Source organism: Ruegeria sp. SCSIO 43209 (genome assembly GCF_019904295.1).
Classification (GTDB): Bacteria; Pseudomonadota; Alphaproteobacteria; order Rhodobacterales; family Rhodobacteraceae; genus Ruegeria.
Window position 1 is genome coordinate 649,026 of record NZ_CP065359.1, and the last position, 15,156, is coordinate 664,181.

Genomic DNA, 15,156 nt, shown 5'->3' on the forward strand with positions numbered 1-15,156 from the left:
GGCTCAAGCCTCCTTCAACTTGGCAGCGGCATCATGGATGGCCGCGCGGATGCGAGGATAGGTGCCACAGCGGCAAAGGTTGCCTTGCATCGCATCGTCGATGTCTTCGTCCGTTGGGGCCGGGTTTTCAGCCAGTAGCGATGCGGCCTGCATGATCTGGCCCGACTGGCAGTAACCACATTGGGCCACTTGGTGGTCAACCCAGGCCTTCTGGATCGTTGCCATGGCGTCAGGCGTGCCAAGCCCCTCGATCGTGGTGACATCACCCCAAACATCCGAGAGCGCTACCTGGCAGGACCGCACGGCCTCACCATCAATATGAACGGTGCAGGCACCGCAGGCAGCCACACCACAGCCGAACTTGGTACCGGTTAGTCCAACCTCATCACGCAGAACCCATAACAAGGGCACATCATCAGGCAGATCAACCTGATGGGTCTTTCCGTTGATCTTAAGGGCCGTCGCCATGGCGCACCTCTCTTAGCTTTGGCTGGTTTCTGACATAATTAATGAAATGTGTCAGCTTGTCAATTGACAAAATGAACAAGAAGTGTCAGAGGTTCTCGCATGACGAGTGTAAGTGAAGATTCCAAGACAGCGGCCATTCTGAAATCGGCATTTCAGGCCTTTGCGACCTATGGGTTTAAGAAAACTTCGATGGATGACATTGCCAAAGGGGCAGGGATGTCCCGGCCTGCGGTCTATCTGCATTTCAAGAATAAAGAGGCCATCGTTCGCGAACTGACGCAGTTTTATTATGGCGAGAAAGTCACCCTAGTCGCTGAAGCCTTGGCCAGCGAAGGTCCTTTGCCTCAGATCCTCGCGCAGGCGATCGAGGCGCAATCAAGCGGGATGGCTGATATTTTGGCCTCACCTCATGGGCTTGAAATGCTGGACGCGACCAAATCCATGTCGACGGATATCGTTCAGGAGGGTGAGGCCAAATTGACGCGACTTTACGCCGAATGGTTACGGCGCGAGGATGCGGCAGGTCGCGCGCATTTGCCTGTCGGCCCGGATGAGGCCGCAAAGACAATCACCACATCGCTGAAGGGCGTCAAGATGACAGCCTCCAGCGCTGAAGAGTTCGAACAAGGCATTTTGCAACTGGCCATGCTTTTGGGCGCGGCGCTTGAGGTCAGGTGACGCGCAGACGAACTTTGTATTCCGGTTTGTCCCACAGATTGTTGGTTATGATATCGGCCAGAATTTGGGCGGCCTGTTCTACATCCCCTTCATCGACATATAGCGGTGTAAAGCCAAACCGCATGATATCGGGCGCTCGGAAATCGCCGATCACGCCACGCGCGATCAAAGCCTGCATGGCAGCGTAACCTTCATCAAAATGAAACGAGACTTGACTTCCGCGCTGGGCTGGATCGCGGGGGCTTGCGAGTGTCAATCCCGGGCAGGTAGCCTCAACCCGGGTTATGAACAATTCGGTCAATTCGATAGACTTGGCGCGCACATCGGCCATTTTAGCCATGTCCCAGATATCCATCGCTGCCGACAGCGCTGCCATCTGAATGACCGGAGGGGTTCCGACCCGCATCCTCTCTATTCCCGCGCCGGGGCGATAGTCGAGATCGAAGGCAAAGGGGGCTTCATGCCCCAACCAGCCCGAAAGCGCCGGGCGCACGCGATCCGACAGACGCGGAGCGACATAGACGAACGCTGGCGCACCGGGACCGCCATTGAGGTACTTATACGTGCAGCCAACAGCGAAATCCGCGTTGCAACCGGACAGATCGACCGGGATTGCCCCCGCAGAATGGGCAAGGTCCCAGACGGTCACGACACCGTTCGCGTGGGCCAGTTCGGTCAAAGCCTTCATGTCATGCATACGGCCGGAACGATAATCGACCTCGGTCAGCATCAGAACGGCGACCTCTTCGGTGATATGTGCAGCGACGTTTTCGGGATCGACCACGCGCAGTTCATAATCCGTCCCCAGTGATCGCAACAGCCCATCTGCCATGTAAAGATCCGACGGGAAGTTGCCGTTGTCCGACAGGACGACCTTGCGGGTCGGGTTCAGTTCCAGCGCTGAGGCGACCGCCTGATAAACCTTGATCGACAGAGTATCGCCCACCACGACGCTGCCGGGCTCTGCCCCGATCAGCCGTCCGATCCGATCCCCCAGGCCGGTCGGCATACCCATCCACCCGGCTTTGTTCCAGCCGGTGATCAGCAACTGACCCCATTCGTCCTTCATCATGCTTCCTACACGGTCACCGGCTGATTTCGGCAACGGGCCCAGAGAGTTACCGTCGAGATAAAGAATGCCCTCGGGCAGGTGAAACATGGATTTGGTTTTGGCGAAATCGGTCATGGCGAGGCTTTGTCTTTCTGAAACAGTCAGGTTGTAACTGGCTATCTGATCCCGTTGTGTCTGTCTATTGGTGCGGGTTGTCCAGCGCCCTGGGTCGATGCGACACCCTGCGCTTTTGCCAATGCGGTCAGAAAACGATAGGAGAGCGATCAGAAGCGACATCTGCCACCATGTGTCGCCGCGTGAAGGGACAGCCATGCGCCTGATCGACATACCACCTGTTTGGCTTGTGGGCTTTGCCTTGCTCGCCTGGGTCCAGGCGCGCGTGTTGCCGCTGGGGTTGTCTCTGGATGGAGCGGTGACAGATCTGCTCAGCGGCATACTGATCGGTGGCGGTATCATTCTGGCCGTGATGGCGGTGATTGAGTTCCGCCGGCACAAAACCACGGTCTTTCCGCACGAAACACCCTCGACCATGGTGCAGACCGGGATTTACAAGCGCAGCCGCAATCCTATCTATGTGGGCGATGCGCTGATCCTGACTGGGCTGATCCTGCGTTTTGACGCGGTGTTGTCGCTGGTGCTGATCCCAGTTTTTGTCTGGGTGCTGGAACGCCGCTTTATCATACCCGAGGAAGACCGTCTGCGCCGCACATTCCGCGCCGATTTCGCCCGGTATGAACGCAAGACCAGACGATGGATATAAGGGTGTGGTCATCATGACACAGCGTCATAATTGCTGCGCTTGCGAAATAATCTTGCGCAGGATACATGTCTGCTTGTCATTCTATGCCGAACACCCACCTGGCCTGAATCAAAAATTAGGGGGAACCGACTGGTGAAAATTGGGACGCCAAAGGAAACGTACAAGGGCGAGAACCGGGTCGCGATGACTCCGGACTCGGCTGTGCAGTTGCAGAAACTGGGCTATGAGTGCCTGATCGAAAAGGGCGCAGGCGCTGCTGCGGGGTTTTCGGACGCCGCTTATGAAGCCGCAGGCGTTGAGGTCATGAAGACCGCCGCCTCGCTTTGGAAGGCGGCGGATATTATTGCCAAGGTGCGTCAGCCCGATGCCACCGAACTGAAGCGTCTGACCAAGGATAAGACCCTGATTTCCTTCTTTAACCCGGCTGGGAATGAAGATGGGATGGAGGCCGCCAAATCCAAGGGCGCGACCGTGATCGCGATGGAGATGGTCCCGCGTATCTCGCGCGCGCAGAAGATGGACGCGCTGTCTTCGATGGCCAATATCGCCGGGTACCGTGCTGTGATCGAGGCAGGCAACAACTTTGGCCGTTTCTTCACCGGTCAGGTGACGGCGGCCGGTAAGGTGCCGCCTGCCAAGGTGCTGATCGTTGGTGCTGGTGTGGCTGGTCTGGCCGCGATTGGGACCTCAACCTCGCTGGGTGCGATCACCTATGCGTTCGACGTGCGCCCCGAAGTGGCCGAGCAGGTCGAATCCATGGGGGCTGAGTTCGTCTATCTGGATTTTGAGGAAGAACAGCAGGACGGTGCATCGACTGGTGGCTACGCATCGGTCCAGTCGGAAGAATTCCGCAACGCCCAGCTTGCCAAGTTCCGGGAACTGGCACCCGAGATGGACATCGTCATCACCACGGCACTGATACCCAACCGTGAGGCACCTGAGCTTTGGACCAAAGATATGGTCGAGAGCATGAAGCCGGGTTCGGTCATCGTTGACCTTGCAGCGGAAAAGGGCGGCAACTGTAAATTGACGGTGCCGGATGAGAAGATCGTGACCGACAATGGCGTGACCATCATCGGCTATACCGACTTCCCCAGCCGGATGGCGGCGCAGTCATCGTCTCTTTACGCGACCAATATCCGTCACATGATGGCTGACCTGACACCCGAGAAGGACGGCAAGGTCAATCACGACATGGAAGATGACGTGATCCGTGGCGCGACCGTGACCCATGAGGGCGAGATCACCTTCCCGCCACCGCCGCCCAAGGTGCAGGCGATTGCGGCACAGCCTAAGGCCGAGGTCAAGGAACTGACGCCGGAAGAGAAAAGGGCGCAGGAAATCGCGGCCTTCAAAGCGCAGACCAAGCAACAGTTCACGTTGCTGGGCGTCGGCGGTGCGTTGATGTTGCTGGTGGGGTTGATCGCTCCGGCCAGCTTCATGCAGCATTTCATCGTTTTTGTGCTGGCGATCTTTGTGGGCTTCCAGGTGATCTGGAATGTGAGCCATAGCCTGCACACACCACTGATGGCGATCACCAACGCGATCTCTTCGATCATTATCGTTGGAGCCTTGATGCAGATCGGATCGGGGTCGTTCCTGGTCATTCTGCTGGCGGCGCTGTCAGTCTTCATGGCCGGAATCAACATCTTCGGCGGCTTCCTCGTAACCCGGCGCATGCTCGCCATGTTCCAGAAATCTTAAGGAGGCCGGGCACATGGAATTTGGCTTCACTACTGCCGCCTATGTCGTTGCGGCTGTCCTTTTCATCCTGTCTCTGGGTGGATTGTCGAACCAGGAAAGCGCCAAGCGGGCGGTCTGGTATGGCATTGTTGGTATGGCGCTGGCGGTTTTTGCCACGCTGGTTGGTCCGGGTTCAGGCCTGTGGCTGCTGTCGTTGCTGCTGATCGCGGGCGGTGGTCTGATCGGTCAGTACGTGGCGCAACGCGTGCAGATGACCGAGATGCCGCAGCTTGTGGCCGCGATGCATTCGCTGGTGGGTCTCGCGGCTGTGTTCGTGGGATTCAATGCCCATTTCGAGATCGGCAATGTGGCGCAAGTCATGGCGATTGCTGACAGCGCGTCTCAGGCGGACCTGTCCGATCTGGGGGCGTTCGCCAAGCTGATCGCGAAGAAGACCGCGGCCGAACTGGCGATCCTGCATGTTGAGCTGTTCCTCGGTATCTTCATCGGTGCGATCACCTTTACTGGATCGGTCGTGGCTTATGGCAAGTTGGCGGGCAAGGTGACCTCGGCGGCGACCAAGCTTCCGGGCGGTCATGCTCTGAACGCGGGTGCGGCTGCTTTGTCGTTCATCTGCCTGATCTGGTACACCAATTCGGGCGGTTTCTTCCCGCTGTTCCTGATGACGCTGGCAGCGCTGTTCATCGGCTATCACCTGATCATGGGCATCGGCGGGGCCGACATGCCGGTGGTTGTATCGATGCTGAACAGCTATTCGGGTTGGGCGGCTGCGGCCATCGGCTTCTCGCTAGGCAACGACCTGCTGATCGTGGTTGGTGCATTGGTGGGCTCGTCTGGTGCAATCCTGTCCTACATCATGTGTAAGGCGATGAACCGTCACTTTGTCAGCGTAATTCTGGGCGGCTTTGGTGGCCCGCAGGGCGAACAGATGGCTGTTGAGGGTGAACAGATCGCCATCGAGGCAGATGGTGTCGCGGCGGCGCTGAATGATGCAGATAGTATCGTCATCATTCCCGGCTATGGCATGGCCGTGGCGCAGGCGCAGCAATCGGTGTCCGAGCTGGTTCGCAAGCTGCGCGCCAAGGGCAAGAACGTGCGCTTTGCGATCCACCCCGTTGCCGGTCGTCTGCCGGGCCACATGAACGTGCTGCTGGCCGAGGCGAAGGTACCGTATGACATTGTTCTTGAGATGGACGAGATCAACGACGACTTCCCGGATACGGATGTGGCGATCGTGATTGGCTCGAACGATATCGTGAACCCTGCGGCGCAGGAAGACCCGAACAGCCCCATCGCCGGGATGCCGGTGTTGGAATGCTGGAAAGCCAAGCAGGTGTTTGTGTCCAAGCGTGGTCAGGGCACCGGATATTCGGGTATCGAGAACCCGCTGTTCTTCAAGGAGAACACCCGCATGTTCTATGGCGACGCCAAGGCTTCGCTCGACAAGCTGCTGCCCATGATCGATTGATCAGAAGGGACAACCTGATTGCAAAGGGCGCCTGAGGGCGCCCTTTTCTTTTGTGATGAGATGGGGGCTTGCCTCCAACCCCCTCAAGGTTTTTTAGCCATATGAAGCAAGCGGGCTGTGTTAAACTTGGCGAGTGTTCGGGATAGTCGGAGGCAGACCATGCAGAAGGTAAATGGAATTGGCGGGATATTCTTCCGGGCCCGTGATCCGCAGGCGTTGAGTGCTTGGTATGAGAAGCATTTGGGCGTCAATCACTACGATCCTGTGCCCTGGAAGCAGCGGGAAGGATATACGGTGTTCGCACCCTTTGCGCAGGACACCGAGTATTTCGGCCGCTCCGAGCAGCAATGGATGATCAATTTTCGTGTCGATGACCTGAGCGCGTTGATCGACCAACTACAGAACGCCGGAATCACCGTCGAGACGAACCCGGAGTGGGACAGCGAGGTCGGGAAATTCGCCCGCATCCACGATCCTGAAGGCAATCCCATCGAGCTATGGGAGCCGAATCAATAAGATAGCGGGATTGTATACCGTTGTATCCTTGTAAGTAATTGAAATAAATAAATAATTGATGTTGTGTCGGTCTGCCTTATAGTGCCGGTGATACACCGGAGCCTTACATGACGCCCATAGACAATCATCCGCTTCGCTATACGCTGGCCAATGAACTGCATGCACGCCCATTTCCGGTTGCACCCTTACCCAGCACGGTTGTGTTTCTGGCGATCAAGAAGCCCAAAGAAGCGGTTACGCGCGATCGTGGCGAGGATATGGCCCACCTGATCAATCTGCTGGATCGCCACGGCGCGCAGCACCCTCAGCCAGAAGCCACTCACTACGCGGGTCAGATCGGGCGTCATTGGCTGAAATGGGAACAACATACCGAGTTTGTGACCTATACCGCGATCACTCCGAACGTCAGTGAACGTGCGTTCAATCCGGCAGACTTTGAGGTGTTTCCGCCAGATTGGTTGATGGCGAGCCCGGGGCAGCGCGTGACATCGGCCTTAATTCGCGTGGTAGAGTACGAGGGAGATGAGGCGGCAAAGGCTTCGCTGGCTCAGTGGTTCGAGCCGGAAAGCCTAGCAGTGGCGCGGGTGCTGGACGATGCTGCGATCTGCGCTTGTGATTTCCGAATTGATCCGGCGGGGCATATGCGGCTTGCGATGTTTGTCAAGAAAGGCACCGGGCGGCGTCGGACCGGGCGGATCGTTCAGCGGCTGTGCGAGATTGAGACCTACAAGGCAATGTCGATGCTGGGATTTGCACGGGTCAAGCAACTGATGCCGCGCATCGGCGAACTGGATGGTCAATTGACCCGCCTGATGGGGCAGATGTCCGATGAAACAGCGCACCCAGACGAATTGTTGCCGGATCTTCTGTCTACCTCGATCGAGCTTGAGACACTTTCGGCACGGTGTTCTTTTCGGTTCGGCGCCACGGGTGCCTATGAGGCGATTGTTAATCAGCGCATCGAAGTGTTGCGTGAACAAAGATTCAATGGACGTCAGAGTTTTGCCGATTTCATGATGCGTCGTTATGACCCCGCGATGCGGACGGTTAAATCAACCGAGCGACGTTTGCAGGCCTTGTCCGACAGGGCTATTCGCGCCGGCGACCTGTTGCGTACCCGTGTCGATGTCGAACGCAGCGCTCAAAATCAGGCTCTGCTGGAAAGCATGGACCGGCGTGCTGATCTGGCCCTTAGATTGCAGCACACAGTCGAGGGATTATCTGTGGTGGCGATCAGCTACTATGCGGTGTCTCTGGTCAGCTACTTGCTCTACCCACTGACGCAGGCCGGGATTAGCAAAGGGATGCTGACGGCAATTGTGACCGTGCCTGTCATCCTTGCCGTTTGGTTCGGGGTGCGCCAGATCCGGAAGCGAATTGAATAAGCGGTCTATGCCGGGCGACGAATGATCTGTAGAACGGGTGGCGTTTGGCAGATTTTATGAGGATTCCCTGTGATCGGTATTGTTGCGGCGTGGCGGGCTGTGGCCGCCATGTTTATCCTGAACGGTGCGCTGTTCGGCATCTGGGCATCGCGCATACCTGCGGTTCGGGACAGGCTGGATCTGACGCACGAGGCGCTAGGGCTTGGTTTGCTGTTCATGGCAGCAGGGGCCGTTTGTTCGTTTCCGATCACGGGCCGTTTGACGGACAAGTTTGGGGCGGTGGCGATCACGCGGGTGATCGCGGTTCTCTACACCTTTTCCCTGATCCTTTTGGCTCTCGCCGGCGGGTTCTGGTCGCTTGCGGCGTTTCTGTTTGTATTCGGAGCCTTCCATGGCTCGATGGATGTTGCGATGAACGCCTGGGCGGCAGAGGTCGAACAGGCCTATGACAAGCCGATCATGTCGTCCTTTCACGCGATGTGGAGCCTTGGAGCCGGACTGGGAGCGCTCAGCGGATACGGTGCCGTACAGATGGGGCTGTCGGTGTTGCAACACTTTCTGCTAGCAGGTGGCGTTGTCGTCGCGCTTGCGCTTGTTTTGTCTTGGGTACGCTGGACTTCGAAACGTTCGGCTTCGAAACCTGGATCGGTGTTCGCTTTGCCGTCGGGTGCCCTGATCCTTGTGGGTTTCACAGCGCTGTGCGGCGCTTTGGGCGAAGGGGCTGTTGCGGATTGGAGTGCGATCTTCCTGCGCGATGTCACCGGTGCGGCTGAGAGTATCGCGGCGTTGGGCTATGCGGTCTTCTCGGTCACGATGGTTGCGTTCCGGCTTGCGGGCGGGATGGTGATCGCGCGTTTCGGGCCTGTTGCAACAGCACGATTTGGCGGCGTTTGCGCCGCGCTGGGCGTGTTTGGCGTGGTATCGGCGGGAGGGGCAGGATTGGCTTTGGCGGGTTTTGCTCTGATGGGAGTGGGCTATGCGGTAATCATGCCTCTGGCCTTTAGCCGCGCGGCCAACGACCCGCATGTCCCGCCCGGACAGGCGATCGCAAGCGTCGCGACTTTGGGATACGGAGGTTTATTGATTGGGCCGCCTCTGATCGGATTTCTGGCCGAGTTGATGACGCTGAGATTTGCCTTTGCAGTTCTTTTACCGCTGGCCGTTCTTATCATCGTATTGGCCGGCGCGCTGAAGCGCGCCGACTAAGTTCGCTTATCGTCCGCGAATACGTGGATCCAGCGCATCGCGCAGGCCGTCACCCAGATAATTTACACTGAGGACGGTTAGTGAGATCGCCAGTCCGGGCCAGAACACGCGCTCGGGGTATTGCTGCAGATAGTCGACGCCATCGAAGAGCAGCCGACCCCATGTCGGGAAGTCCGGCGGAAATCCGAGGCCGAGGAAGGAAAGCGCGCTTTCGGTGATGATCGCAGTTGCAATCCCCAGCGTGGCCGACACCATGATCGGAGACAGAACATTCGGCAGGATGTGCCGGGTGATGATCTGGCCATTGCTGGTGCCGATGGACCGGGCGGCCAGAACGAACTCACGCTCTTTGATCGCCAGCACATCGCCGCGCACGATCCGCGCTGTGGGCATCCATGAGGTGATGCCGATGGCGCAGACGATCAGGATGAAGATTCCACGTTCTAACCCGAAGGCAGCAGATAGCGGCTCGCGGAAGAGCAGCATCATGACCAGCAGCAGCGGTAGCAACGGCAAGGCCAAAAACAGATCCGTCAGGCGCATCAGTGGGCCATCCAGCCGTTTGAAAAACCCGGCCAGAACACCGATGAACGAGCCCAGAAACAGCGCCAACAGCATCGCGGTGATGCCGACTGACACCGATGTCTGACCGCCTGACATCATGCGAGCTAGGATATCGCGGCCCAACTGGTCGGTGCCAAAGGGATGCGCCCAACTGGGGCCCTGATTGCGCGAACGGATGTCGATCTGAGTGGGGTCGATGCTCCATAAGTATGGTCCCAGATAGACGCCTGCGACGATGAAGATGAACAGAATCGCTCCGATCATCGCGCCTTTGTGGGTCTTGAACTGATCCCAGACATCGCGCCATTGGCTCCGCGGTGGGGTGGCCAGTTCTTCCATCACATCGGTGGTTGGCAGCGCTGTCGAGGCGGGCGCAAGCCCTTCGTCCGGGACCAGTGTATCGGTACGATCATGATCAGTCATAACGAATCCTCGGGTCCAGAATGCCATAGAGAACGTCGGCGATCAGATTGAACAGGACGATCAGCACGGCAAATATGAAGGTCAGGGTTTGGACCATCGGCAAGTCATTGGCCTGAATAGCCCCGATCAGCAACTGGCCGATGCCGTTCACTTTGAACACCTGCTCGGTAATGATCGCTCCGCCGAAGATGGCCGGAATACCCAGCGCGATAACGGTGACCACGGGGATCATCGAGTTGCGCAGGACGTGGACCATGACGACCGTGTATTCGCTGAGGCCCTTGGCGCGGGCGGTGCGGACATAATCCTGATTAAGGTTGTCCAGCATCGAGGCGCGCATGAATCGGCTGAGCTGCGCGGTGATCTGCAGAGCCAGAACCATGACCGGCATGATCATCTGTTTCAGCTGTACAACAAAGCTGTCCCAGCTATTGACCACATGGGTGGTGTCATAGATCGACGGGAACCATCCAAGCTGGACTGAGAAGATCACGATCACCAATACGCCCGAGAAGAACGGCGGTACCGAGAAGCCGACCATCGACACGAATGTGCCCATTTGGTCGAACCAGGAATACTGCCGGTAAGCCGAATAGATACCGATGGGCAGGGCGATCAGGATGGCGACCACATAAGCGGTGCCAACAACCCACAGGGTCTGCGGGATGCGCTGAACGACGATGTCCATGACGGGTGAGCGGGTCTGCCACGAAATCACGCGCAGGTCACCTTCGGAGAAGGTTGTACCAAAGATCGAGTCGACCAGAACCTGCGGTTCGATCCAGAAGAACTGCACGATCCATTTCCAGAACCGGATATGCATCGGCTGACCGAGGCCCAGTGCCTCGCGCATCTTCTCTTTGACTTCGGGGGGGACGGTAAGTGGAACCTGCGCCATCGGATCGCCGGGTGCGAGTTCGAGGAGCAGGAAGATGACGAGGCTGATGAACAGTAGCGTGGGAACGGCCAGCACCAGTCGTCTGATGGTAAAGTTGAGCATTAAGAGGCGCCTTTATATGCGTCTTCTTGTTGGAGTGGTCTGCAAATGACCGCGCCCCGATATGGGTCGGGGCGCGGTTTTGCAAGATTAACGCTTAGGAACCGGTCTTGCGGTACCAGTCCGCAATGTTCCACAGCTCGCTGTCCCAAACGTTCAGGACAACGCCACCCAGCGTATTGGCGTGTGCCGACAGACGACCACGGTGCACCAGCGGGATCATTCCGCCATTTTCAACCATGATGTCGTTCAGCTGACGCGCGATCTGCGCGCGCTCATCCGCACCTGCGGTTTCGGCCAGTTTGCCATGCAGCTTGTCGAACTCTTCGTTGCAGAAACGGCTGATGTTCTCGCCCTGCCACTGGCTTTCAGGCTTGGGTGCCTTGTCGCACAGGCCGTTGCCCAGATAGGACTGCGGGTCAGTGCCGTTGAAGGTGTTGGCATACATTTCAACGTCGGCATAGAACTTCTGGAAGGTGTCAGGCGAACCCGGATCACCACCAAAGAAGACCGAAGCATTGATGTTGCGCAGCTCAGTTTCGATACCGATTTGGCTCCACCATTCTTTGATCAGCGCCTGGAAGTCCTGGCGAACTGCGTTGGTAGAGGTCTGATAGACAATCTTCAGCGGTACACCGTCTTTTTCACGGATGCCATCGCCATCGGAATCAACGATACCCGCGTCATCCAGAAGCTTCTTGGCGCCTTCGATATCCTGAGTATCGCAGCTGAATGTGTCGGAATTCACCGCGGCAGGCGCAGGTACCCAGTTGCAGGTAACCTTACCGGCCTGACCGTAGCCGATTTCAACCAGCAGCGGTCGGTCGATGGCCAGCGACATGGCCTTGTAAACAGCAGGGTCCTGCAGGAACGGGTGCGGATGCTTTGCAGTCGAACGCTCGCCCTCCGGCAGATCTGGCGACGGGTTTGTCTGGTTCAGCATGATGCGTTCCACCAGCGGGCCGAAGCCTGCGACCGGAGTACCTTTGCCGCCTTCCTGCATCTGCGCGATCACTTCAGGCGCAAGCTGCAAGTTCCAGGCATAGTCAAATTCGCCGGTTTCCATGACCGCACGACCAGCAGCAGTTGCATCGCCACCGCCTTTGAATGTCACCGTTGCGAACGCAGGCTTTGCCGGGTCACGGTAGTTATCATTGGCCTTGAAAGTGATCACGTCATTTGGCTTGAACTCGGTGACAACAAATGGGCCTGTGCCGATCGGGTTAAAGTTCTGCTCGGTGCATTCGGGCGCTTTGGCTCCCATGCAATCCGCGAACTGTGCCGCCTGGATGATCGGGCTCTCACCACCCACGAACGGGCCGTAAGGGAACGGGGTCGGCGCATCGAATGTGACTTTGACGGTCAGATCATCGACAGCTTCGACATTGGTGACACCTTCAAATTTGGTCACCTGCGCACAACCGCCTTCTGGGTCCATGCAATAGTTTGCAGTGAACACAACATCAGCGGAGGTGAAAGGCGTGCCGTCTGACCAGGTGATTCCCGGCGCGATTTTCCAAGTGATCGAGGTCAGGTCTTCGCTGACGCCACCATTTGCAACTGTCGGAATTTCGGATGCCAGGAACGGAACCATTTCGCCATCTTGATTGTACCGGGCGAGCGGCTCAATCACTAGCGATGCGGATTCCACATCCTTGGTGCCACCCGAAAGGAACGGGTTCAGGATCGATGGGGCTTGCCAGTAAATGATGCTGACATTGCCGTCCGATCCACGCTCGGCCATGGCCATCGGGGCCATTGCCGTGCTTGCAATCGCACCAAGCAAAAGGGTTTTGATTTTCATCATACACTCCATGTTGGACACATACGTGTCTCGATTATCTCCGCGATGCCCGCGGGTTAGGCGTGGCCGTCAAAAGGGATAAGGATTTGGAATCAAACGGAAACGATTGTATCGCCTTCGTGTATTCAGACCTCTCCCCAGAACGGTTACGCGGCGTATCGAAACAGAGTTTTGGAAAATTGCAAGCCTTGCCTTGCGAAATTTGACCTATCGGTTTGACTTTTCACATCTGCCCGCCTTAGCGTTTGGAACCCAATCCGAAAAGCCGCCAAGGGGAGAGCGCGCGTGCTGGATCAGCCAATTGCCCAGATCAAAAAACTGCGGGTCGAATTTCAAACTAAAGATGGCCCGGTGGTGGGCGTCGAGGACGTCTCGTTCGAGGTTAACCCAGGCGAAACCGTCTGTATCGTGGGCGAATCGGGGTCGGGCAAATCAGTCTCATCTCTATCGCTGATGCGCTTGGTCGAGTTCGGCGGCGGTGAAATTGCTGGCGGACAACTGCTTTTCGATCGCCGCGGCGGCGAGGAAATGGATCTGTCCCACGCCGATCAAGATCTGATGAAGCAGATTCGCGGAAATGAGATCGGAATGATCTTTCAGGAGCCGATGACGGCCTTGAACCCGGTTTTCACCGTCGGACGGCAGCTCACCGAAGGATTGCGAATCCACAAGGACATGAACAAAGCGCAGGCCGAAGAGCGCGCGCTGGAACTATTGCGTCAGGTGCGCATCCCCGAGCCCGAGCGACGTTTAAAGCAATATCCGCATGAACTGTCCGGTGGCATGCGCCAGCGTGTGGTGATCGCCATGGCCATGGCGTGTGAGCCTCGCCTGCTGATTGCGGACGAGCCCACCACCGCGCTGGATGTGACCATCCAGGCCGAGATTCTGGCGCTGATGGACCGCCTCAAGCGCGAGACCGGAACGGCAGTAATGTTTATCACCCATGACATGGCTGTGGTCGCGCAGATGGCGGACCGCGTGGTGGTTATGTTCCGCGGCAACAAGGTCGAGGAAGGCACCGTCAAAGAAATCTTCGAAAACCCGCAGCACGATTACACCAAGGCGTTGCTGGCGGCGGTTCCGAAATTGGGCGAGATGCAGGGTAAAGCCGCGCCCGAGCCAATGAAACTGCTGGGTGAGGAAGGCCAGAAGATCGCTCCGATCCCGGGTACGAACGAAGTGTTGCTGACGGTCAAGAACCTGACCACGCGATTTGCGGTGAAAGGCGGATTGCTGCGTCGGACCATCTCGAACGTGCATGCAGTCGAAGATGTCTCGTTCACGCTGAACCGGGGGCAAACACTCAGCCTCGTTGGCGAATCTGGGTGTGGCAAGTCGTCGGCAGGGCGCTCGATCCTGCGATTGGTGGAGCCGATGGCGGGTGAGGTTGATCTGGACGGTGTCGACATCATGAAGCTGGACCAGGCCGGCCTGCGCAAAGCGCGGCTGGACATGCAGATGATCTTTCAGGATCCGTTCGCCTCGCTAAACCCTCAGATGCAGTTGGTTGATCAGGTCGCTGAACCGATGCGGAACTATGGGGTTGCCTCGGGGTCAGAACTGCAGGACCGCGTGGCGCAACTGTTCGACAAGGTGCAACTGCCGCGCAGCTTCATGCGCCGCTTCCCACATGAGATGTCGGGTGGTCAGCGGCAACGGATTGCGATTGCGCGAGCACTGGCGCTGAATCCCAAGCTAATCATCGCGGATGAGGCCGTTTCGGCGCTGGACGTCTCGGTTCAGGCGCAGGTGCTGAACCTGATGATGGAGCTGCAGTCCGAGCTTGGCCTCAGCTATCTGTTCATCAGCCATGACATGGCGGTGGTCGAGAGGGTCAGTCACCATGTCGGTGTGATGTATCTGGGCCGCATTGTCGAACTGGGCCCGCGTGCTCGGGTTTTTGAGAACCCACAGCACCCTTATACGCAGGCACTGATGAAGGCGGTACCAATTGCCGACCCGAACAAGCGCAAGTCGGAAAAAGACTTGAACTTCAAACCGATCCCGTCGCCAATTCATCCGATTGGATACGCGCCCGAACCCTCGCAATACAACGAGGTTGAACCGGGCCATTTTGTTTTGACCACTGACAGCGGATATTGACCCTC

13 protein-coding genes are annotated in these 15,156 nt (G+C 57.5%); 8 read left to right on the plus strand and 5 right to left on the minus strand.

The window, feature by feature from the left end:
• Positions 1 to 3: 3 nt before the first annotated feature.
• Positions 4 to 468, minus strand: coding sequence for a (2Fe-2S)-binding protein (locus tag I5192_RS03320; RefSeq protein ID WP_170397127.1), 465 nt, complete (start codon positions 466 to 468; stop codon positions 4 to 6).
• Positions 469 to 567: 99 nt separating this feature from the next.
• On the opposite strand from I5192_RS03320, the gene I5192_RS03325 reads away from it, so the two are divergent.
• Positions 568 to 1,146 (plus strand): TetR/AcrR family transcriptional regulator, encoded by a 579-nt coding sequence (locus I5192_RS03325; protein WP_223117758.1) that lies wholly within the window; start codon positions 568 to 570, stop codon positions 1,144 to 1,146.
• On the opposite strand, the gene kynU is transcribed toward I5192_RS03325, so the two are convergent.
• Positions 1,139 to 2,332, minus strand: a complete 1,194-nt coding sequence (gene kynU / locus I5192_RS03330; RefSeq protein ID WP_223117759.1) for a kynureninase — start codon at positions 2,330 to 2,332, stop codon at positions 1,139 to 1,141. The two genes, I5192_RS03325 and kynU, sit on opposite strands and share 8 nt — an antisense overlap.
• A 196-nt stretch (positions 2,333 to 2,528) precedes the next feature.
• Between kynU and I5192_RS03335 the strand changes: the two genes are divergently transcribed.
• The 6 genes from I5192_RS03335 to I5192_RS03360 all read left to right on the plus strand — a co-directional run bounded on the left by I5192_RS03335 (position 2,529) and on the right by I5192_RS03360 (position 9,257).
• Positions 2,529 to 2,978, plus strand: a complete 450-nt coding sequence (locus I5192_RS03335; RefSeq protein WP_223117760.1) for an isoprenylcysteine carboxylmethyltransferase family protein — start codon at positions 2,529 to 2,531, stop codon at positions 2,976 to 2,978.
• Between the two features lie 132 nt (positions 2,979 to 3,110).
• Positions 3,111 to 4,682, plus strand: coding sequence for a Re/Si-specific NAD(P)(+) transhydrogenase subunit alpha (locus tag I5192_RS03340; protein ID WP_170397119.1), 1,572 nt, complete (start codon positions 3,111 to 3,113; stop codon positions 4,680 to 4,682).
• Between the two features lie 13 nt (positions 4,683 to 4,695).
• Positions 4,696 to 6,150, plus strand: coding sequence for an NAD(P)(+) transhydrogenase (Re/Si-specific) subunit beta (locus I5192_RS03345; protein ID WP_170397117.1), 1,455 nt, complete (start codon positions 4,696 to 4,698; stop codon positions 6,148 to 6,150).
• 159 nt (positions 6,151 to 6,309) lie between these two features.
• Positions 6,310 to 6,666 (plus strand): VOC family protein, encoded by a 357-nt coding sequence (locus I5192_RS03350; protein WP_223117761.1) that lies wholly within the window; start codon positions 6,310 to 6,312, stop codon positions 6,664 to 6,666.
• A 107-nt stretch (positions 6,667 to 6,773) separates the two neighbouring features.
• Positions 6,774 to 8,051, plus strand: a complete 1,278-nt coding sequence (locus I5192_RS03355) for a DUF3422 family protein (protein ID WP_170404096.1) — start codon at positions 6,774 to 6,776, stop codon at positions 8,049 to 8,051.
• Between the two features lie 69 nt (positions 8,052 to 8,120).
• Entirely contained in the window at positions 8,121 to 9,257 is a 1,137-nt protein-coding gene (locus I5192_RS03360) for an MFS transporter (protein WP_223117762.1), read from the plus strand.
• A 6-nt stretch (positions 9,258 to 9,263) separates the two neighbouring features.
• Here the strand turns inward: I5192_RS03360 and I5192_RS03365 are convergent, their stop codons facing one another.
• From I5192_RS03365 to I5192_RS03375, 3 genes are all read right to left on the minus strand, one after another.
• Positions 9,264 to 10,244 carry an ABC transporter permease gene (locus I5192_RS03365; protein WP_170397109.1) on the minus strand — a complete coding sequence of 327 codons (981 nt, stop codon included), beginning with the start codon at positions 10,242 to 10,244 and terminating at the stop codon, positions 9,264 to 9,266.
• Positions 10,237 to 11,244, minus strand: a complete 1,008-nt coding sequence (locus I5192_RS03370) for an ABC transporter permease (protein ID WP_170397107.1) — start codon at positions 11,242 to 11,244, stop codon at positions 10,237 to 10,239. The genes I5192_RS03365 and I5192_RS03370 overlap by 8 nt, the downstream gene beginning before the upstream one ends.
• A 94-nt stretch (positions 11,245 to 11,338) precedes the next feature.
• Positions 11,339 to 13,045, minus strand: a complete 1,707-nt coding sequence (locus I5192_RS03375) for a peptide ABC transporter substrate-binding protein (RefSeq protein ID WP_170404084.1) — start codon at positions 13,043 to 13,045, stop codon at positions 11,339 to 11,341.
• Between the two features lie 285 nt (positions 13,046 to 13,330).
• On the opposite strand from I5192_RS03375, the gene I5192_RS03380 reads away from it, so the two are divergent.
• The gene (locus I5192_RS03380) at positions 13,331 to 15,151 is read left to right on the plus strand and encodes an ABC transporter ATP-binding protein (protein WP_170397103.1); all 1,821 of its coding nucleotides are present in this window, start codon (positions 13,331 to 13,333) and stop codon (positions 15,149 to 15,151) included.
• Positions 15,152 to 15,156: the final 5 nt, after the last annotated feature.

Bases quoted from the DNA above. Each gene is read 5' to 3' on its own strand.
- I5192_RS03365 (WP_170397109.1), bottom strand. From the start codon at position 10,244: ATGACTGATCATGATCGTACCGATACACTGGTCCCGGACGAAGGGCTT.
- I5192_RS03370 (WP_170397107.1), bottom strand. From the start codon at position 11,244: ATGCTCAACTTTACCATCAGACGACTGGTGCTGGCCGTTCCCACGCTA.
- I5192_RS03350 (WP_223117761.1), top strand. From the start codon at position 6,310: ATGCAGAAGGTAAATGGAATTGGCGGGATATTCTTCCGGGCCCGTGAT.
- kynU (WP_223117759.1), bottom strand. From the start codon at position 2,332: ATGACCGATTTCGCCAAAACCAAATCCATGTTTCACCTGCCCGAGGGC.
- I5192_RS03375 (WP_170404084.1), bottom strand. From the start codon at position 13,045: ATGAAAATCAAAACCCTTTTGCTTGGTGCGATTGCAAGCACGGCAATG.
- I5192_RS03335 (WP_223117760.1), top strand. From the start codon at position 2,529: ATGCGCCTGATCGACATACCACCTGTTTGGCTTGTGGGCTTTGCCTTG.
- I5192_RS03325 (WP_223117758.1), top strand. From the start codon at position 568: ATGACGAGTGTAAGTGAAGATTCCAAGACAGCGGCCATTCTGAAATCG.
- I5192_RS03345 (WP_170397117.1), top strand. From the start codon at position 4,696: ATGGAATTTGGCTTCACTACTGCCGCCTATGTCGTTGCGGCTGTCCTT.
- I5192_RS03355 (WP_170404096.1), top strand. From the start codon at position 6,774: ATGACGCCCATAGACAATCATCCGCTTCGCTATACGCTGGCCAATGAA.
- I5192_RS03320 (WP_170397127.1), bottom strand. From the start codon at position 468: ATGGCGACGGCCCTTAAGATCAACGGAAAGACCCATCAGGTTGATCTG.